The organism is Actinomadura rugatobispora, from assembly GCF_055379765.1.
Genome location: NZ_AP029191.1, coordinates 2,863,527 through 2,882,773 on the forward strand (window position 1 = coordinate 2,863,527; position 19,247 = coordinate 2,882,773).

The following is a 19,247-nucleotide window of genomic DNA, read 5'->3' on the forward strand; positions in this document are numbered from 1 at the left end:
CGGCGAGGGCCGCCACTATCGGGTCCGGCACCCATATTCACCGGGAGGCACTATGTAGCCGCAGTTCAGAGGCTTGCCGCGGGGGTCCGGAGCGGCGGGCGGCGCATAGGATGACGGCATCGAGCGGAGGTGGATCTGTGCAGACAGGCGACCGCGGCCCCACCCGGATCCTGCTGGCCGACGACCACGCCCTGGTGCGGCGGGGGCTGCGCCTGATCCTGGACGCCGAACCCGATCTCACCGTGGTGGCCGAGGCCGCCGACGGGGCCGAGGCCGTGCGGGAGTGCGCCACCACGGACATCGACCTGGCCGTGCTGGACATCGCGATGCCGCGGATGACCGGCATCCAGGCGGCCCGGGAGATCAGCAGGCGCACCCCCTCGGTGCGCATCCTGATCCTGTCGATGTACGACAACGAGCAGTACTTCTTCGAGTCCCTGAAGGCGGGGGCGTGCGGCTACGTCCTCAAGTCGGTCGCCGACCGCGACCTGCTGGACGCGTGCCGGGGCGCCATGCGCGGCGAGCCGTACCTGTACCCCGGCGCCGTCACCGCCCTGATCCGCGAGTACCTCGGGCGCGACTTCGAGAACCTGCCCGACAGCATCCTCACCCCGCGCGAGGAGGAGATCATCAAGCTGGTCGCCGAGGGCTACTCGTCCAAGCAGATCGCCGAGACGCTCACCATCAGCGTCAAGACCGTCGACCGGCACCGCGCCAACATCCTGGGCAAGCTCGGCATGCGCGACCGGCTGGAGCTGACCAAGTACGCCATCCGCGTCGGGCTCGTCGAGCCCTGATCAGCCGGCGCCGGCCCGCGTCAGGGGAGGTCCGCGGCGGCGTGCCGGCGGGGCGGTCCGCCGGGCCGCGCGGCGGGCGGGACGACCAGGCGGACCTCCGTGCCGCCGCCCTCCGCCGCGCCGATCGTCAGCCGCGCCCCGATGAGCATCGCGCGCTCGCGCATGCCGTGGATGCCCGCGCCCGCGCCCTCGGGCGGGCCGCAGCCGTCGTCCACCACCCGCAGCACCACCGAGCCGTCGCCGCCGCCGGTCAGCGAGACCTCGGCGTGCCCGGCCCGGGCGTGCCGGACGACGTTGGTGAGGCTCTCCTGCGCGACGCGGTAGATCACGAGTTCGGCGTCGGGGTCCAGCTCGGGCAGCCCGGCCCGCAGGCAGCGGGTCACGCGCAGCCCGCCGGTGCCGGAGAAGTCGCCGGCCAGGGCGGCCAGGGCGCTGGTCAGCCCGAGGTCCTCCAGCACCCCGGGCCGCAGCCGCCGGGCCACCTGCCGCACCTCGTCCAGGCTCGACCGCACCACCTCCTGGACGCCCCGCAGTTCCCGCGACAGGTCGCCGGGCGCGCGGTCCATGACCGACTTCAGCTCCAGCAGCACCACGGTCAGGCTCTGCCCGATCTCGTCGTGGAGCTCCTGGGCGATGCGGCGCCGTTCGGACTCCTGCGCCCCGAGCACGAGGGCGGCGCTGGAGCTGCGGTCGGCCTCCAGCCGGTCGAGCATCGCGTTGAACGTGCCGATCAGGTGGGACAGGTCGCCGTTGCCGCTGGGCGCCAGCCGGTCGCCGGAGCTGAGCGAGTCGACCCGCGTCATCAGCGTGGTGAGGCCGTCCAGGGGCGTCAGGCTGGCCCGCAGCAGGAAGGCGTTCACCAGCACCATCAGCGCCAGGCCGACCGTCAGGACGGGCAGCTCGCCCAGCAGCACGGGCGAGGACACCGTGGCGGGCGACAGCGCGAGCACGGTGGTGCCGACGGCGAAGATCAGCCCGTTCATGCCCAGGATGCGCCAGTACAGCGCGGAGGCCGGGGTGCCGCGCCCGCCGCCCGGCCACCAGGCCCTGGACGGTCCGCCGTGCCCGCCGTCTCGCTCGGTCTTCGCTGTGCTCATGGCTCCACGTCACCGCATCGGACCCGGGTTTGTCCATCGGCGCCCCGCCGATCCGGGCGGAAAGGCCCAGGTCATGGACGGTTCCCTGCATAGTGACCCCCCGCGGGGATGGGCACTGCGCCCCATTTCCGGGGGACGTTCCACCGGGCAGGCTGGAAGGCGACGGACGGAACGGAGGTCGGCCGATGGACGTGCAGAACTCCCTGGGAGCCCGCGCCGGAATGCTGCTCCTCCTGGCCGGGCTCCTGGTGGTCGTCGCCGCGGCGGCGGGGATCCGCCGGGTCGCCGAGGGCGAGCGGCTGGTGGTGCTGCGCTTCGGGAAGGTGCGCGGCGCGCACGGCCCCGGCCTGCGCTACCTGGCGCCGATCGCCGACCGGGGCGTGCGCGTCTCGATGCGCGCGGCGCCGCTGGACGTGTGGTTCCGGGGCACCACCCGGGACGGCGTCCCGGTCCAGGTCAAGGCGCTGGCGATGGTGGGCGCCGCGGACCCCGTCCGGTACGCGCTGGCCGCCCGGACGCCGTCCGCGGCCGACCGCGCGGTCGCCGAGATCGCGCTGCGGTCGGTGATCGCGGCCCGGGATCTGGAGGCGCTGCCGCGGATGATCAGCGACGGCGATCCCGAGCTGCTGGAGCGCCTCAACGCGGCGATCGAGCCGTGGGGCGCCACCGCCACCCTCGTCACGATCACCGACGTCCAGGTCCCGGTGCGCGCCGAGCTGCTCCGCTGGGCCCGCGACCTGGGCGCGGCCCCGGGAGCGGACCCGGGTGCGGAGCCGGCGGCGGGGCCCGGACATCGGGTCGGGTGAGCGGTCAGCGGCGCTCGGTCTCCTTCGGCAGGAAGGCGGTGTGGCCGGCGCCCGCCCCCGCGACCTCGTGGAACAGGCCGCGCCGGGCGAGGTGCGGCAGCACGCCCTCGCCGAACCAGTACAGCTCCTCAAGGTGCGGGTAACCGGACAGGACGAACTCGTCGATGCCGAGCGCGGCGTACTCGGCGATCCGCTCGGCCACCTCGGCGTGGCTCCCGACCAGGGCGGTGCCCGCGCCGCCGCGGACCAGGCCGACGCCGGCCCACAGGTTCGGCGCCACCTCAAGGGAGTGCGGGTCGCGCCAGGAGCCGTCGGCGCGGCCCCGCTCGTGCAGCTCGCGCATGCGCGCCTGGCCGGTGGACTCGCTGCGGGCCAGGGACGCCTGGGCGGCGGCGACGGTGTCCTCGCCGAGCGCCTCGACGAGCCGGCCCGCCTGCCCCCACGCCTCCTCGGCGGTGTCGCGGGTGATGACGTGCAGCCGGATCCCGAAGCGCGGCTTGCGGCCGTGCGCCGCCGCCAGCCCGCGGATCCACTCGATCTTGCGCGCCACCGCGTCCGGCGGCTCGCCCCAGGTCAGGTACACGTCGGTGTACTCGGCGGCGACCCGCCCGGCCGCGGCGGACGAGCCGCCGAAGTACAGCGGCGGGACGGGGTCGGGCAGGGTCGGCAGGCGCGCGGCGTCGATGTCGAGGTGCGTGCCGCGGTGGGTGACGGTCTCGCCGTCCCACAGCCGCCGCACGACCGACAGGAACTCCGCGCAGCGGGCGTACCGCTCCTCCTTGGACAGGTGGTCGCCGTAGGCGCGCTGCTCGTGGGCCTCGCCCCCGGTGACGACGTTGAGCAGCAGCCGTCCCGGCGCGTGCAGGGAGAACGTGGCGGCCATCTGGGCGGCGAGCGTCGGGCTGATCAGCCCGGGGCGGAACGCGACCAGGAACGCCAGCCGCTCGGACTCGCGCGCCAGCATCGCGGTGGTCAGCCAGGCGTCCTCGCACCAGGCCCCGGCCGGGGTGAGCGCGCCGGTGAAGCCGAGCTCCTCGGCGGCGCGCACGATCGAGGACAGGTAGCCGATCGAGGCGCGCCGGTCGCCGGACGCGGCGCCGGCGGGCCCGCCGTGGCCGCCGCCGACGATGAAGCGGGAATCGCCGTAGGTGGGCAGGAACCAGTGGAACGTGAGCGACACGGCAGGGACGTCCTTATCCTCGTCGACTTATCGATATTTCCTACAAATATAGTTAGGATTCTGCGTGCCGTCCCGCCCCAGGTCAATGTGGCGTTGCCGACGGGGTGATAGGGCGAACCTTGCACGCACGCTTCGCGGAGGACCCGATGCGGATCGAACAGCTGGAATGCGTCGCGGCCGTCACCCGGCTGGGCTCGATGCGCCGCGCCAGCGAGGCGCTGCACATGTCGCAGCCGGCGCTCAGCCAGACCATCGGCAACCTGGAGCGCGAGCTCGGCGTCACGCTCCTCGAACGGCACCGGGCGGGCGCCCGGATCAGCGCCGGCGGGCGCGAGCTGCTGCCCCGGATCACCGAGGTGCTGGACGCGGTGCACCGGCTGCGCGCGGCGGCCGGCGACCAGGTCAGGACCCGGCGGATGATCCGCGTCGGCACCGTGAACGCCGCCACCGTCCCACTGGTCACGCCCGCGATGAGCGCGTTCCGCGCCGCGCACCCCGAGACGCAGGTCGAGCTGGTCACCGCCCAGCAGCCCGACATCCACGACGCGCTGCGCGGCGGCGGCCTCGACCTCGGCCTGGTCAACCTCATCGACGGCGACGACGCCCCGCCCGACCTGGCGACGGTCGAGCTGCTGCGCGGCCGGGCCGTGGTCTGCTGCCGCGCCGACGGCCCCCTCGCCCGGCTGGACGCCGTCCCGCTGGAGCGGATGCTCGCCGAGCCGTTCGTCGCGATGCGCGCGGGCTACCTCATGCACCGCTACGTGCACCGCCTGCTGAACGGCCGCGAGCCCGCCTTCGCCTACTCCGTGGACGGCGCCGAGATGGGCAAGGTGATGGTCGCCGAAGGGCTGGGCGTCACGCTGCTGCCCGACTACAGCATCGCCGACGACCCGCTCGAACGCAGCGGCATCATCACCCGCCGCCCGCTGGACATCGAGAGCCCGGACGTCCTGCTGGTCGCCCAGCACGCCCGCACCCGCCACCTGACCGCGCACGTCCGGCACCTCGTCCACCTGCTGAAGGCGCGGGCCTCCCATCTCCCCCAGGCCGGTATCTCCGCGACCGAACCACACGACTCGACGAAAGCGTGACAGACTGATTACCCTGTGTGGCACTGCGGTGCGGGGCCTGACGGGTGAGGCGGGTGTTATGCGGGCGATGGCCGGCCGGTGGCGCGAGGCGTTGTGCGGGCGGATCCGGTGGCGCCGCTTCGCCCTGCTGTTCGTCCCGTCGCTGGGCGCGCTGACCGTCCTCGCGGTGGGCATGGCGCAGGGGGCGCTGCCGGCGTCGTTCGCGGTGTCGGGACGCCAGGCGAAGGTCGCGGCCGACGAGATCTCCGGCAACGGCTTCGCGCTCTACCCGGCCGTGGTGACGTCGGTGGACGGGCGCAGGCATCCGGTGATGGTGCTGGCGATGCGCACCGCGCGGGTGGAGGGGCTGTGCCATTCGACGGTGGTGCGGACCCCGCTGGGCCGCTACGTGCTGCGCCTGCACGCGCGGCCCGGCGAACCGGCCTCCCAGGTGGACCGTCTGGTGATCTCCGCGACGACCATCGACGCCGACGTTGACTTCGGGTCGCTCCAGCTCAACCGGGACGCCGGTTCGTTGGACGCGGTGCCCGGCCACGCGGGTGCGCCCGGCGCCTACGGCCTGCAGTCGCTCGGCTTCACGGTCCGCGACGTCAAGGCCGGCACATGGATGACGACCGGCGGCTCCTTCCAGGTGAGCGGGCTGCGGGCGGCGCTGGGACGCGATGTCGATGAGTGCTTCTAGCCGGCGCCGGGCGCCGCTGGCAGGGCTGCGGGGCTGGACGCGCGGGCGGCCGTTCGCGGCCGGGTGCCTGCTGCTGACCGCGGGCGCGGAGATCATGCTGGTGCCGGTGGCGCCGGTCGGCGTGCTCGTGCAGTCCGGGCCCGGCGGCTACTCCAGCTTCCTGATCGGCTGCTTCATCATGGCGATGGGGCCGGGCCTGTGGCTGGCGGCCGGGCAGCGGACGATGATCGCCGTGCTGGCGGCCATGGCGGCGCTGACGGCGTTCGTCCTGGCCAACCTCGGCGGCCTGCTCCTCGGGTCGCTGCTGGCGATCGTCGGGGCGTCGCTCGGATTCGCCTGGCGCCCTCCCGGCGCCCGCCAGGCCCGCCAGGCCCGCCAGTCCGGTCAAGCCCGCCAGTCCGGTCAGGCGCCGTAGTCCAGCAGGAACGCGCGCAACGCGACCAGGAACCGATCGTCGGTGTCCTCCAGGAGGTAGTGGCCCGCGTCGCGGTAGATGTGCGTCCGGGCGGCGGGAAAGCGACGGCGCCACTCCTCCAGCATCGCGGGATCCAGAACCGGATCGCGCAACCCCCACGCGATCAGAGTGGGCAGGTGGGAGAAGCCGTCCAGCTTCTGGCCGATGCGGTACAAGGTCGGCCAGGACACGTCCCCGGGACGCAGCGGGATGTCCTGCACGAACCGCTGGATGGAGCGGCGCGTCTGAGGCCGCGCGGTCGGGGCCAGGAACGAGGCACGGACGGCCCGCGGCATCGGGCGGCGGACCCCGTACGGCGGGAGCGTGGCCAGCCGGGCGAACGCGTTGTGCCGCAGGAACAGGCGCCGCCCCGCGCGGGTGTCGCGCAGCAGCCAGAACGGGAACCGCAGCACCGGACGGACCCGGGCACCGTGCGGGTTGGGGAAGGCGGCGGTGTTGAGCACGACCAGCCGCGAGACCCGCTCGGGGTGGCGGGCCGCCCAGCCCATGCCGATCGGCCCGCCCCAGTCGTGCATCACCAGCGTCCAGCCCCGGCCGGGGGCGCCGCGGTCGGCGATGAGGTGCCCGACGAGGGCGTCCAGGTCGTCGATGCGCGCGGACAGGGTGAAGGGGTGCCGGTCGTCGGCGGGGGCATCGGACAGCCCCATGCCGAGATGGTCGGGGGCGACGCAGCGGAACCGGTCGCGCAGGGCCAGCACGGGACGCCGCCACATGTAACTCCACGAGGGGTTGCCGTGCAAGAACAGCACGGGCGGGCCGACGCCCTCGTCGAGGTAGTGCTGCCGCTGCCCCCGCGGCGCCGGGTGCTCGTACCAGCGGGAGGTGAAGGGGTAGCCGGGGAAACGGGTGCGGGTCACAGGGCGGTCCGATCCGGTTGCCGGGCGAGGTGGTCGGTGAGCCGCGCCAGGCCCTCGTCCATGCTCACGCGTGGCCGGTAGCCCAGGTCGCGGCGGGCGGCGGAGATGTCGAACCAGTGCGCGGTGCTGGCCTGGCCGACCAGGAACCGGGTCAGCGGCGGCTCCACCGGCACGCCCGGCGCGCGGCACGCCAGCTCCAGCAGCGCCGCGGCCGCCCAGGCGGCGCGGACCGGCATGCGCCGCCGCACCGGGGGCAGCCCGGCCGCGCCCAGGAGGGCGTTGGTCCAGTGGGCGGTCGTGCACGGCCGCCCCTGGGAGATGAAGTAGGCCCGCCCGGTCAGGGGCGACCCCGGTTCCAGCCGGTCCAGGGCGAGCAGGTGCGCGTCGGCGGCGTTGTCGATGTAGGTGGTGTCGATGAGCTTGTCGGTGCGGCCCAGCATCCACAGCCTGCGGCGCCGGGCCGCGAACCGGGGCAGGAAGTGCGGGTCGCCCGGACCCCAGATCAGGTGCGGGCGCAGCGCCACGGCGGGGATCAGGTGGCCCGCGGCCCCCAGCACCAGCCCTTCGGCGACGGCCTTGGTACGCGGATAGGCCGCCAGGAACCGGCGGGCGTAGGGCGCCGACTCGTCCACGCCCTCCAGGTCGCGGCCATCGTGCACGACGCTGGGCGAGGACGTGTGGACCAGGCGGGCCCCGACGCGGGCGCACGCGCTCAGCACGTGCCGGGTGCCGTCCACGTTGACCTGCTCGAAGTCGCGGGGCCGTCCCGCCATGTCGGCCTTGGCCGCGCAGTGCACGACCGCGTCGCACCAGTCGACCGCGGCGTGCACGGCGGCGCGGTCGCGGATGTCGCCCAGGTGCTGGGTGACGCCCAGGGCGTCCAGCGCGGGGCTGTGGTGGCGGTGCAGGGAGTGGACGGTGTCGCCGCGGGCGGCCAGCCTCCGGCAGATCGCCTTGCCGAGGAACCCGCTGCCGCCCGTCACCAGGACCTTCATCGCCCTCCCCCGATCAGCCGGCCCGTGCCCAGGCGGCGGGCGGCCCAGCCGGCCAGCTCGCCCCGGCGGATCTTGCTCTCGTGCCGGGCGTCGACCGGGAGGCGGCGGCGGAACAGCACGTCGCGGATGCCGGCGGTGTGCGGGTACCGGGCGGCCGCGGCCCGGATCCTGATCGCGAGGCGGATGCGCTGGGCGCGGGTGGCCCCCGGCTCGGGCTGCACGACCAGCACCGGGCGCTGCGCCGACGCCGCGCCGACGCCGACCAGGGCGGTGCGGGCGATGCCGGGGAGGGCGTCGAAGATCGGCTCGACCTGGTCGGTGTAGAGGTCGCCGCCGCCGGTACGGACGCGTTCGGACTTGCGCCCGGCGAACCACAGCCGGCCCTCGCCGTCCACGCGGCCCAGGTCGCCCATGCGGTGCCAGACCCGGTCGCCGTCGGCGATACGGGCGAGCGCGGTCGCGCCGGGGTCGTCCAGGTAGGGGTCTCCGACGGCGGGCCCGGCCACGGTGATCTCGCCGACGGTGCCGGGCGGCACCTCCAGATCCGGACTCCAGCGCGCGATCGGCTCGTCGGTGACCCCGATGACGCGGACCTCGGCGCCGGGCAGCGGGACACCCAGGCACGTCCCCTCCCCGGCGGCCGTGGCCTCGGCGGTGCGGGCCAGGTCACGGCTCTCGATCGCGGCCACCGGCAGGCATTCGGTCGCCCCGTAGACCGACACCAGCCGCGCCCCGTCGTCCAGCGCCGCGCGCATCCGCTCGCGCGTGCCGATCGGCAGCGGCGCACCGGCGACCAGCACGTGCCGGAGGGAGTCCAGGACGATGCCGCGCGCCGAGCAGTGCCGAGCCAGCCGGTCCAACAGCGCGGGCGGCGCGAACATCGCCGTCACCCGGTGCCGCCGGATGTCGGCGGCCAGCACGGCAGGCTTCGCGCGGCCCGGACGCCGCGGATCGATGTCGGGAATGAGCGCGGTCGCGCCGAACGCCGTCGCCCCGAGCGCGAAGGGCACGAACGGCGACAGCATCACCACCCCCGGCCCGAGCGCGCCCAGCGTGTCCAGCCCTTCGAGCTGCGCGACCAGGTGCCGGTGCCGCAGCGGCACCCCCTTGGGCGGCCCGGTCGAACCGGACGTGAAGCCGATCAGCGCCAGATCGTCCAGGACGGGCACCGGCCACGAGCAGGCGTCATCGGCCGCGGCGGCGCGCAGCCCGTCGATGGTGCGCCCCCACCACAGCCGCCCGGGGCCGACGGTCACCACGATGCGGGCGCTGCTCCGCCCCCAGCCGAGCGCCAGCCGCGCCGCCTGCGCCAGCGGAATCCCGATGAACGCCTCGGGCCGGGCCCGGTCCAGGCAGCGGCGCACCGCGGCGAACGGCAAGCCCGGATCCACCAGCACCGGCACGGCGCGCAGCCGCGCCAAAGCCAGGAGCGCCGCCCACAGCTCCGGGCCGGGCGGCACCATCACCGCCGTGCGCGTCCCCGCGCGCACGCCCGCCCGCGCCAGCGCCGCCGCGGTCCGGTCGGCCAGCACCGCCATCTCGGCGAACGTCGTCTCCCGCGGCGCGCGCCCGGCGAGCCGGCACAGGACCTCTTCGGGCTGGTCACGGACCCACTGGACGGCGCGGAGCGCGAGCGGGCTCACCGGGACGTCCCGGCTCCGGCCCAGGCCCCCGGACGGGGTGAGGGAGGTCATCGGCTCACCACCGGACCACGGCGATGCCGGCGCTGACCCCGCTGGCCAGCCCGATCATGGCGACCAGGTCGCCGCGCCGGACCCGGCCCGACTCCACCGCCATCGCCAGCTGCACGGGCAGGGTGGCGGCGACCATGTTGCCGTGCTGGGCGATGGTGACGACGACCTTGCCCGGCGGGATCCCCACGTGGTCGCAGAACTTCCACAGCATCGGCAGCGAGGCCTGGTGGACGCAGATCGCCGCCATGTCGTCCCAGGTCAGCCCCAGGTCCGCGAGGGGCTTGTGGAAGACCGTGGAGTCGATCTTCTCGAAGCCCCCCAGCAGCTTGACGCCGCTGACGACGAGGGGGCCGAGCCGCGGCGGACCGGCCAGCGGATCGCTGTTGAAGTCCAGGACCGGGACCACCGCGGCCTCCCACGCCGCCGAGTAGGCGGTGAAGGCGTGGGCGAGCACGCCCGGGGAGCCGCCGGCCTCCAGCAGCAGCGCGGCGCCGGCGTCGGAGACGGTGTAGCTGGCCGCGACGGTGAAGAACTCCTCGGTGCCGCCGACGGTCCACGGGGTGATGGCGCTCGGCAGCTCGCCGCAGCAGATCAGCACCCGCCGGTACCGGCCGCCGCCGATCAGCGTGTCGGCCACCTCGATCGCGTTCAGCACGCTGTTGCAGGCGTTGCGCACGTCGAAGACCGGGCAGTCGGCGCCCAGCTTGGCCGCGACCACGTGTCCCGTGGCGGGCTCCACGAGGTCGGAGGACACCCCCGCGTAGATGATCAGGTCCAGGTCGCCGGGGTGGACGCCGTGCTCGTCCAGGAGCTTGCGGCCCGCGGCGGCGGCCAGGTCGGACGGCCGGTCGGACGGGTCGGCGACATGCCGCCGCCGCACCCCGCTGCCGTCGAGGATCAGGCCGCGCGGCAGGTCCAGCCCGGGGTTGCGCTCGGCCAGCCGCTCCTCCAGCTCGGCGGTCGTCAGCGTGGTCTCCGGCAGATGGGCGGCGACGGCGGCCAGCCGGGTGTAGGTCGTGCTCACGTCGAACTCCAGATGCGGTGCGGGGGGAGGGGTGTGACGGGGATGGCGGGGGATGAGGTCACGGCTCTTCGCAGACCGGGTCACCCGGCCTGACCTGCGAAGGAATCGGCGTCGGCCGACGGGCTCTCCGCCCCGCCTTCGCCGAACGCGGCTCCCTGGGAGGCGGGGCCGCCCGGTGACTCGGGCGCCTGGGGCGCGGAAGCGCGGGGCGCGGGGACGCGCGGCGCGGTGTCGCCCGTCGAGAGGCCGAGGCGCAGCAGGACGACCTGGGCGATGTCGGCGACGGTCCCGCCGCTGCGCAGCAGCTCCATGGGCGGGATGTCGATGCCGTACCGCGCCCGCACCGAGGCCAGCAGCTCGGCGGCCATGAGGGAGTCCATCCCGTACTCGTCCAACCGGCGGTCGGGGGCGATCTGGTCGGCGGGCACGAGCAGGACCTCCGACAGCCCCTGGGTGATCTGCTCGACGAGGAAGGCCCGCACCCCCTCGCCGTCCATCCGGGCGAGCATCTCCAGCAGCTGCGCCTGCCCGGCCTCCTGCTCCTCCAGACCGGCGGGCAGCAGCGCCGCCGTCATCGGCCGCCGCAGGGCGGGCAGGGCACGGCTGAGGCGGGCCCAGTCGAAGCGGCCCACCAGCGCCGCCCCGGCCCCCTCGGTCACCATGTCCTCGACGGCGGCGAGGGCCTGCGCGGGACGCATCGTCTCGCCGCCGAACACCGCCAGCGCCCGCGCCTGCGCCTGCCCCTCGCCGCCGCGCGCCAGGACGCCGGTCTCCGCCAGCGGGCCCAGGGCGATCGTGAGCGCCGGGCGGCCATGGCGGCGGCGGTGGCGTGCCAGCGCCTCCAGGTACAGGTTGGCGGCGGCGTAGGACGACTGGCCGATGTTGCCGAGCGCGGCGATGGACGAGTACATGACGAACAGGTCCAGCGGGCGGTCGCGGGTGAGGTCGTCCAGCACCATCGCGCCGGCGACCTTGGGGTGCAGGACGGCGCGGATCCGCTCGTCGGGCAGTTCGGTGAGCGGGGCGTCGTCCAGGTGCATCGCCGCGTGGACGATCCCGCGCACCGGGTGGCCTCCGGCGTCGAGGTCGTCGAGGATCCGGCCCATGGCGGCGCGGTCGGCGGCGTCGGCGGCGTGGACGCTCACCGAGACGCCCTCGCCGCGCAGGTCCGCCAGCAGGCCGGACGCCTCGGGCGTGTCCGCGCCCCGGCGGCCGACCAGGGCCAGATGGCGCGCTCCGAGACCGGCCAGCCGGCGGGCCGTCACCGCGCCGAACCCGCTCAGCCCTCCGGTGACCAGGTAGGTGCCGTCGGGGTCGAGCGTCGGGGCGGTGCGTTCCGGCCGGACGGCGACCGGTTCGTCGCGCGGGTCGAAGGAGACGACGACCTTGCCGATGTGCCGCGAGTGGCGCATCAGCGCGAACGCCTCGTCCACGCGCGCCGCCGGGTAGACGGTGTGGGGCAGCGCGGCCATCTCCCCGGAGCGGTAGAGGTCGAGCCATACGCCCATGTCCTCGGCGGCCCGCTCGGGGTCCTTCCACATCAGGGTGCCCACGTCCACGCCGAAGTAGGAGAGGTTGTCGCCGAACGGCCGCAGCAGCAGGGGCTGGTTCTCGTAAATGTCGCGCTTGCCCAGCTCGATGAACCGGCCCCCGTGCCGCAGCGTCTCCAAGCCCCGGCTGACGGCCTCGCCCGCCAGCGAGTTGATCACGACGTCCACGCCGCGGCCCGCGGTCAGGTCCCGCACCCGCTCGGCGAACTCCAGGCTGCGCGAGTCCAGCACGTGCTCGGCGCCCAGGGCGCGCAGCAGGTCCCGCTTGGCGGGCGTGCCGGCCGTGGCGATCACCCGCACGCCGAGGCGCCGGGCGATGTGCAGCACGGCCAGCCCGACGCTGCCCGCGCCGCCGTGCACCAGGACGATCTCCCCGGCCCTCACCCGCGCGCAGTGGACGAGCGAGTGGAACGCGGTGGCCAGCCCCATGGGCAGCGTCGCGGCCTGGGCGAAGGTGTGGCCGTCGGGGATCCGCCCGGCCGCCCAGGCGTCGGCGACGGTGTGGTCGCCGAACCCGACCGGCCCGGCCGTGACGACGCGGTCGCCCGGCTGGAGGCCGGTGACGCCGGGGCCGACGGCGGTGACGATCCCGGCGCATTCCAGGCCGAGCTCGTGCCACCCGAAGACCGCCTCGATCGCCTCGGTGGGCAGCATGTTCACCGCGCGCATCACGTCGCGGAAGTTGACCCCGGCCGCCCGCACCTCGATCGCCACCTGGCCGGGCTCCGGCACCGGCCTGCGGGTCTGGTGCCAGGCCAGGCCGTACGACAGTCCGGGATCGTGCACCGCGAGCCGGTAGCAGAGGTCGCCGCCGGACGGCGCGTCCGGCGAGACGTCCGAGGAGGCGTCCGGGGAGGCTCCGGACATGGTGACGGTCGCGGGCGGCGCCTCCCGCAGGCGCGGGACGAAGCGGCCCCGGCCGGTGAGGAGGATCTCGTCCTCCTCGTCCGGCTCCAGGAGCTCCGCCGCCAGGCGATCGGCGTCGAGGGCCGCGTCACCGGTGGGATGCAGGCACACGCGCCGTACCGCCAGCCGCGGGTGCTCGTTGCCCAGCGATCGCACGGAACCCCAGGTGGCCGCGTCCTGCGGGTACGTCTCCACATCGGGCAGGTCGGGTTCGGGCAGGGCGCCGCACGGGCGCGCGACCAGCCACAGCGAGACCGGCAGATCCTGCGGCAGCTGCTCGCACGCGAGCACGATGCCGCGCAGCGCGGCGGCCCGCCGGGTGATCTGCTCGACGACCGCCTCCGGACCGCCGGGATCTTCCCCGCCCAGGAGGACGGCGAAGGTGACGGTGCGGACGTCCGACGGCACGCGGGACACCCAGTGATCGGGATCGGCACCGAGGGGCGACCGGCCGGCGTGCGCGCCGCGCTCGCTCAGCACCGCTTCGAGCCTGGCGGCCAGGCCGTCGTCGTCCTCGGCGGCGATGATCCAGGCGTCGCGGCCGTCCGGCTCCGGCGCGTCGATACCCGTTTCCTCAAGGCGCGGTTCGTCCGGCACCGGCGTGGCGGACGCGGAGGCGAGCATGACCGAGAAGTCGTCGCGACCGGGCTCGCGATCGTCACCGGTCTGGACGACGCCGGTGAACCCCGCCTCCGCCAGCACCGCCGGCCACTGGTCGCGGGACAGCAGCGGCGAACGCGGGCGCAGGTCGCGGTCGCGGAACCGCCAGAACTCCTCCAGCATCCCCAGGATGGGCAGCAGCGGCCCGGCCCGGTGCGGCTCGGCGGCCAGCAGCCGGCCGCCCGGGGCCAGGAGCGCCGACAGGTGCCGCAGCGAGGCGGTGACGTCCTCGGCCAGATGCAGGGCGTCGACCGCGATCACGAGGTCGAAGCAGCCCAGGGGCAGGCCCTGCCCGCCGGGGTCGCGGTCGAGGTCCAGCCGGACGTGGTCGACGACATCGCTGTCGGAGAACCGCTGCCGGAGCTTGGCCAGGGCCGTCTCGGCAGCGTCGGTGACGGTGTAGCGGACCCGGTCGGCGGGCAGGACCGGCAGCACCGCGGCGGTCGTCCCCCCGCTTCCGGCGCCCACCTCCAGGACGCGCAGCGGACGGTCCGCGGGCCACTCCCGGACGATCTCCTCCACCAGCGCCCGCACGATCCTGTTGACGAACAGCGACACGGGCCCGATCTCGTGGAACTGCTCCAGCAGGTCGGCCCCTCCGCCGCCGGACAGCAGGTCGGCCGCCGTGCGCCGCCCGCTCAGCAGGTCGGGCAGATGCCTGCCGACCCGTACCGCCAGCGTGCCGTGGGCGGCGAAGCCGGTGCCCTGCCAGACCAGATCCCGGTGCAGTTCGTCCGCGTCCTCCGGCGGCGTCGCCCAGCGCAGGTGCGTGCCGCTCGCCCGTTCCAGAAGTCCGTGCCGTTCCAGCAGCGGGAGCGCCTGGTGCAGCATCAGCCGGTGGTGGGGCTCGTGGCAGATCTCCGCCAGTTGCTCCGGGGTGAAGGTCTCGGCCGTGTCGAGCGCGCCGAGCGCGCGGGCCAGGGCGTGGGCGAGCGCGTGGGCGAAGGTCTTCTCGGCCAGTGTCGCGAACCGCCCGTAGTCCAGCTCGTGCCACGCCGATCGCAGCCGGTCGATCGGCCCGGCGGCTCCGGCCAGGATCTCAGCGGGTTCGACGGGGTCGGCCGCGCGCCGTCCACCCGCGACCTGGCCGCCTCGCGGCGCGGCGCGCAGCACCGTCTCGTAGCGGGCCAGCGGTGCGCTGAGCGAGCCGCGGAGGCGGCGCAGCCGGCATTCGCGCATCTCCACGGAGACGCGGCCCTGGAGGTCGGTGATGGTGATGTCCCAGCAGACCTCCTCCGCGGTGCGCGAACGTTCCCGGACGTGCAGCAGCCCTTCGGCCGCGGGCCGTCCCCACAACCGGACCGAGCCGATGGACGCGGGCATGTACCCGGTGCCCGAGCGCAGTTCCTCCACCAGCCACAGCACCCCGGCCTGCAGCGCGCTGTCCAGCACCACCGGATGCGCCTGGTAGCGGTCGTCCTCCTGGGCCGGGCAGGAGTACTCGCCCAGGACCTCCCCGTTCCCCTGCCACAGGCCGGTCAGGACCTGGAAGTGCGGCCCCCACGCCATGTTCCCCTCGGCGGCGCGGGCGTAGTAGTCGGCGACGTCGACGGGGGCGGCGACGCGGGCGCGCAGCCCGGCCACGTCCACCGGCGGCGGGGCGGGGCGCAGCAGGGCCCGCACCCGGCCCCGGCAGTTCTCGCGGGGCTGCTTGGTCCTGTCCTCGGCGCTCGCCACCGTGACCAGACCGGTCTCGGGGTCAAGGCCGAGGCCGGAGCACACCGGCTCGTTCTCGGTCGCCGGGGTCAGCACCAGCGCCCGGGAGATGTCGACCCGGTCGACCTCCACCGCCTCGGCCGCCTCGGGCAGCGCCAGCCGTCCGGCCGCGATCATCATCTCCAGGTAGCCGGTGGCGGGCATGACGGGGACGCCGCCGGCGCGGTGGTCGTTCAGCCAGGGCACCCGGCCCGGGTCGAGCTCGCCGCCCCACATCGGCCGCGGCGACGGCATCCGCTCGCCCAGCAGCGGATGCTGGAGGGCCGCGACCCCCATCCTGGGCACCCAGGCGCTGGGCTGCCCGATCCAGTGCCGCTCCCGCTGCCAGGGATAGGCGGGCAGCGGCCGCACCGCGCCCGGCCGGGGGAAGTGGTCGTCCCAGTCGATGCGGGCGTCGACCGCGATGAGGTGCGCGACCGCGTCGCGCATGCACGCGCGGCCGGGCTCGCCGCGCCGCAGCGTCGCTCCCACGGCGCCGCGCGTGCGGGCGTTGCCGCTGATGCGGCGCAGGTAGGAGCGCAGGACCGGATGCGGGCCGACTTCCAGCAGCACATCGCAGCCCGCGTCGATGACGTGCTCGACGGCGGCCGCGAACCGCACGGGCCGGCGCACGTTCCGCCACCAGTACGCCGCGTCCAGCTCCGTCCCCTGCACCACCGCTCCGGTCACCGTCGACACCAGCGGGATCCTGCCCGGCTCCGGTTCCAGCCCGGCCAGCCCCGCCGCCAGGCCCTCGCGGACCGGATCCATGGCCGCGCTGTGGAAGGCGTAGTCCAGGTCGAGCTCGCGGAAGAAGACCTCGCGTGCGGCCATGTCCTCGCCGAGCCGCTTCAACGAGTCCGCGGGACCGGCCACGGTGATGTCGCGGTCGCTGTTGACCGCGGAGATCTCCACCCCCGGGTAGGCGCGCAGCAGCTGCCGGGCGGCGGACTCGGGGAGCCTGACCGCGGCCATCCGCCCATGCCCCCGCGTGAGCGCCTGAGCGTTGCCGCGCTCGGCGATCACCCTGGCCGCCTGCGCCGCCGACAGCGCCCCGGCGGTGTACGCGGCGGCGACCTCGCCCACGCTGTGGCCCAGCACGGCGGCGGGGCGCACGCCGGACGCCCTGAGCATCGCGGCCACGCCCACCTGCACGGCGAACAGCAGCGGCTGGGCGACCTCCGTCTCCGCCAGCCGCCACCGCTCGGCGGGCGCCTCCAGCTCCTCCCGCACCGACCAGCCCAGCAGCGGCGCCAGTTCGGCGTCCACCGCCGCGACCGCCGCGCGGAACGTCTCGTCCTCCAGCAGGTCGGCGCCCATCCCCGCCCACTGCGAACCGTTGCCGGAGAAGACCAGCGCGACCCGGCCGTGCTCGACCGCCTCCCCCACCGCGACCGATCCGGTGCCGGTCAGGGCCCGGGCCGCGGCGGCGGGCGTATCGGCCACGACCACGGCGCGGTGGGCGTGCGTGCCGCGCCGCCGCGAGGCGGTGTACGCGACGTCGTAGAAGTCCCGCTCGTCGGTGGACGCCAGCGCCCCGGCTGCCGCCGCCATGGCTTCCTGCAGCGCGGGACGGGTGCGGGCCGACACCACCACCGGCAACCCCGCCGCCGTTTCCCCCGACTCGGCCGCGCCGCCCGCCGAGGGCGGTGGTGCGGCCAGGGCGAGGTGGACGTTCGCGCCCCCGAATCCGAACGAGTTGACGCCGACCACGGAGCGTCCGCCGGTCTCCTGGAGCGGCACCGGGCGCGTGGCCACGCACAGGCCCAGCCCCTCGAAGTCGATGTCGGGGTTGAGCGTGTCCGCGTGCAACGACGCCGGAACCGTCTTGTGCCTGAGCACCAGCAGGGCCTTGAACAGGCCCGGCATGCCCGACGCCGGTTCCAGATGCCCGAGGTTGCTCTTCACCGACCCGATCGGGAGCGGCCCGCGCGTGCGCCCCTGCCCCAGGGCCCGGCCCAGCGACCGGCACTCGGCCGGGTCGCCCACCAGGGTCCCGGTGCCGTGCGCCTCGACGTACACGACGTCGTCGGGGGCCACCCCGGCCTGGGCGTAGACCTGCCGCAGCAGGTCTTCCTGGGCCTCGGGGTTGGGCAGCGACAGGCCGATGGTGCGGCCGTCGTTGTTGGTGCCGGCCCCCACGATCACCGCGTGGATCCGGTCGCCGTCGGCGACCGCGTCCCCGAGCCGCTTGAGCACCACCACGCCACCGCCCTCGGCCCGGACGAACCCGTCCGCCTCGGCCGAGAACGCCCGGCACCGGCCGGTCGGCGACAGCATCGACGCCTGGCTGAACCCGATGTACGGGCCGGGGCTGAGCAGCACGTTCACGCCGCCGGCCAGCACCACCCGGCTGCGGCCCTCGACGAGCGTCCGCCAGCCGCGCTCCACCGCCAGCAGCGACGACGAGCACGCGGTGTCGATGCTCATGCTCGGGCCGCGCAGGTCGAAGACGTGCGAGAGCCGGTTGGACGCGATCGACAGCGTCCCGCCCGACATCGTGTACGGGTTGGCGCCGCCCGGCTCCAGCAGTTGCAGCGTGCCGTAGGCGGGATCGGAGATGCCCACGAACACGCCGGTGTCGGAGCCGGCCAGGGCGGCCGGGTCGATGCCCGCGTCGTCCAGCGCCTCGACCGCCATCTCCAGCAGGAGCCGCTGCTGCGGGTCCATCGCCGCGGCCTCCTTCGGCGAGATCCCGAAGTAGGCGGCGTCGAAGGCGGCGAGGTCGAGGTCCAGGAATCCGCCCGCCCGGGTGTAGCTCCTGCTCACCCGCGGGACGCGCTCGTCGACGAACAGGTCGGCGTCGAACCGGTCCGGCGGCACCCGGCCGACCAGGTCGTCGCCCCGCTCCAGCGCCGTCCACAGCCCGTCCAGGTCGGCGATGCCCCCGGGCAGGCGGCAGCCCACCCCGACGATCGCGACCGCCCCGCCGCCGGATCCGTTCCGGCCGCCGAACCCGTTCCCGCCGCCGGCCCCGCCCCCGCGGCCGGCCCCTCCCCCGTCACCGAACCCGTCCGGGCTTTCGCCCATGCCCACCCGCTTCCCACGCGACCCCGAGAAAGTCACGCTTAGTAGCCGATTTGCCACTAAGAGCTTGCTGGGAAGGCGTGATCGTCGGCAACAGGCGGGCGCGACGCGGTTCTCTCGCTACGAGGTAGACGCAACGTCACCTATGGGGAGCATGGCAACGCGCGGGAGTCCTGGGATCGCAGGTCAGGACGAGGTGGCGCTCGTTCTGGGCGAGCACCGCATCGAGCGCAGCCGGGCGCCGGCCGTCCTGACGGGTTTGGCGTGGGGGCAGTCCGCGTGGGCCGAGCGGAGCTGCCGGCGGGCCGGGTCGCTGGCCTGGATGGCGAGGCTGACCAGCGACTCCAGGAGGAACAGGTCGCCCTCGGTGTCCAGATGCACCTGGATCCAGTCGCTGTCCTGGGCGATGTCGACGCGGCCGGAGCCGGTCAGGGTGGCGGTGAGGCGGCAGATGAGCTGCTTGGTGAGGAAGACCTCGGCCAGGTCCCCCTGGTGGAAGTGGACGATCTGCAGTCCCGGCAGGGCCAGGGCGCGGCCGGGCGGGCAGTCGGAGCGGCATGCCTTCAGCGGCCAGTTCCGGAAGCGGTCGATCGCGAGCTCGGCGTACGAGACGGACTGGTGGCTGCGTCCTCGGCTCATGAACTCCAGCGTGGCCGAACACGCGACCATGGACCCGATCACCGCACGTCCTGGTGCCTTCCACGCATTCCT

At 74.9% G+C, this 19,247-nt stretch carries 13 protein-coding genes; 5 read left to right on the forward strand and 8 right to left on the reverse strand.

Annotation, left to right across the window (positions count from 1 at the left end; translation table 11 throughout):
* Positions 1–137: 137 nt before the first annotated feature.
* Positions 138–797, forward strand: a complete 660-nt coding sequence (locus ACZ466_RS11795) for a response regulator (RefSeq protein ID WP_378279735.1) — start codon at positions 138–140, stop codon at positions 795–797.
* Positions 798–817: 20 nt separating this feature from the next.
* Here the strand turns inward: ACZ466_RS11795 and ACZ466_RS11800 are convergent, their stop codons facing one another.
* Positions 818–1,894, reverse strand: coding sequence for a HAMP domain-containing sensor histidine kinase (locus tag ACZ466_RS11800; protein ID WP_378279736.1), 1,077 nt, complete (start codon positions 1,892–1,894; stop codon positions 818–820).
* Positions 1,895–2,079: 185 nt separating this feature from the next.
* Here ACZ466_RS11800 and ACZ466_RS11805 point away from each other — a divergent pair, with 185 nt between their 5' ends.
* Positions 2,080–2,700, forward strand: a complete 621-nt coding sequence (locus tag ACZ466_RS11805; protein ID WP_378279738.1) for an SPFH domain-containing protein — start codon at positions 2,080–2,082, stop codon at positions 2,698–2,700.
* A 4-nt stretch (positions 2,701–2,704) separates the two neighbouring features.
* Here the strand turns inward: ACZ466_RS11805 and ACZ466_RS11810 are convergent, their stop codons facing one another.
* Positions 2,705–3,880 (reverse strand): LLM class flavin-dependent oxidoreductase, encoded by a 1,176-nt coding sequence (locus ACZ466_RS11810; RefSeq protein ID WP_378279740.1) that lies wholly within the window; start codon positions 3,878–3,880, stop codon positions 2,705–2,707.
* A gap of 146 nt (positions 3,881–4,026) precedes the next feature.
* Here ACZ466_RS11810 and ACZ466_RS11815 point away from each other — a divergent pair, with 146 nt between their 5' ends.
* From ACZ466_RS11815 to ACZ466_RS11825, 3 genes are all read left to right on the forward strand, one after another.
* Positions 4,027–4,971 (forward strand): LysR family transcriptional regulator, encoded by a 945-nt coding sequence (locus ACZ466_RS11815; protein ID WP_378279742.1) that lies wholly within the window; start codon positions 4,027–4,029, stop codon positions 4,969–4,971.
* A gap of 67 nt (positions 4,972–5,038) precedes the next feature.
* A complete protein-coding gene (locus ACZ466_RS11820; RefSeq protein ID WP_378279744.1) occupies positions 5,039–5,653 on the forward strand; it encodes a DUF6230 family protein in 615 nt (204 codons plus the stop codon).
* The gene (locus ACZ466_RS11825; protein ID WP_378279746.1) at positions 5,640–6,068 is read left to right on the forward strand and encodes a DUF6114 domain-containing protein; all 429 of its coding nucleotides are present in this window, start codon (positions 5,640–5,642) and stop codon (positions 6,066–6,068) included. Before ACZ466_RS11820 ends, ACZ466_RS11825 begins: the two co-directional genes overlap by 14 nt.
* Here the strand turns inward: ACZ466_RS11825 and ACZ466_RS11830 are convergent.
* From ACZ466_RS11830 to ACZ466_RS11855, 6 genes are all read right to left on the reverse strand, one after another.
* A complete protein-coding gene (locus tag ACZ466_RS11830) occupies positions 6,056–6,985 on the reverse strand; it encodes an alpha/beta fold hydrolase (protein ID WP_378279748.1) in 930 nt (309 codons plus the stop codon). The two genes, ACZ466_RS11825 and ACZ466_RS11830, sit on opposite strands and share 13 nt — an antisense overlap.
* Positions 6,982–7,980, reverse strand: a complete 999-nt coding sequence (locus tag ACZ466_RS11835; RefSeq protein WP_378279750.1) for an NAD-dependent epimerase/dehydratase family protein — start codon at positions 7,978–7,980, stop codon at positions 6,982–6,984. Before ACZ466_RS11835 ends, ACZ466_RS11830 begins: the two co-directional genes overlap by 4 nt.
* Complete coding sequence (locus ACZ466_RS11840; RefSeq protein WP_378279752.1) at positions 7,977–9,674, reverse strand: fatty acid CoA ligase family protein; 1,698 nt, start codon at positions 9,672–9,674, stop codon at positions 7,977–7,979. The genes ACZ466_RS11835 and ACZ466_RS11840 overlap by 4 nt, the downstream gene beginning before the upstream one ends.
* Before the next feature lie 4 nt (positions 9,675–9,678).
* The gene (locus tag ACZ466_RS11845) at positions 9,679–10,698 is read right to left on the reverse strand and encodes a 3-oxoacyl-ACP synthase III family protein (RefSeq protein WP_378279754.1); all 1,020 of its coding nucleotides are present in this window, start codon (positions 10,696–10,698) and stop codon (positions 9,679–9,681) included.
* A gap of 80 nt (positions 10,699–10,778) precedes the next feature.
* Positions 10,779–18,539 carry an SDR family NAD(P)-dependent oxidoreductase gene (locus ACZ466_RS11850; protein ID WP_378279756.1) on the reverse strand — a complete coding sequence of 2,587 codons (7,761 nt, stop codon included), beginning with the start codon at positions 18,537–18,539 and terminating at the stop codon, positions 10,779–10,781.
* Between the two features lie 183 nt (positions 18,540–18,722).
* A complete protein-coding gene (locus ACZ466_RS11855) occupies positions 18,723–19,175 on the reverse strand; it encodes a luciferase domain-containing protein (RefSeq protein WP_378279759.1) in 453 nt (150 codons plus the stop codon).
* Positions 19,176–19,247 lie beyond the last annotated feature (72 nt).

Excerpts from the sequence above, each read along its gene's own strand:
- ACZ466_RS11800 (WP_378279736.1), bottom strand. The coding sequence starts at position 1,894 with ATGAGCACAGCGAAGACCGAGCGAGACGGCGGGCACGGCGGACCGTCC.
- ACZ466_RS11805 (WP_378279738.1), top strand. The coding sequence starts at position 2,080 with ATGGACGTGCAGAACTCCCTGGGAGCCCGCGCCGGAATGCTGCTCCTC.
- ACZ466_RS11815 (WP_378279742.1), top strand. The coding sequence starts at position 4,027 with ATGCGGATCGAACAGCTGGAATGCGTCGCGGCCGTCACCCGGCTGGGC.
- ACZ466_RS11820 (WP_378279744.1), top strand. The coding sequence starts at position 5,039 with ATGGCCGGCCGGTGGCGCGAGGCGTTGTGCGGGCGGATCCGGTGGCGC.
- ACZ466_RS11825 (WP_378279746.1), top strand. The coding sequence starts at position 5,640 with ATGAGTGCTTCTAGCCGGCGCCGGGCGCCGCTGGCAGGGCTGCGGGGC.
- ACZ466_RS11835 (WP_378279750.1), bottom strand. The coding sequence starts at position 7,980 with ATGAAGGTCCTGGTGACGGGCGGCAGCGGGTTCCTCGGCAAGGCGATC.
- ACZ466_RS11840 (WP_378279752.1), bottom strand. The coding sequence starts at position 9,674 with ATGACCTCCCTCACCCCGTCCGGGGGCCTGGGCCGGAGCCGGGACGTC.
- ACZ466_RS11850 (WP_378279756.1), bottom strand. The coding sequence starts at position 18,539 with ATGGGCGAAAGCCCGGACGGGTTCGGTGACGGGGGAGGGGCCGGCCGC.
- ACZ466_RS11855 (WP_378279759.1), bottom strand. The coding sequence starts at position 19,175 with ATGAGCCGAGGACGCAGCCACCAGTCCGTCTCGTACGCCGAGCTCGCG.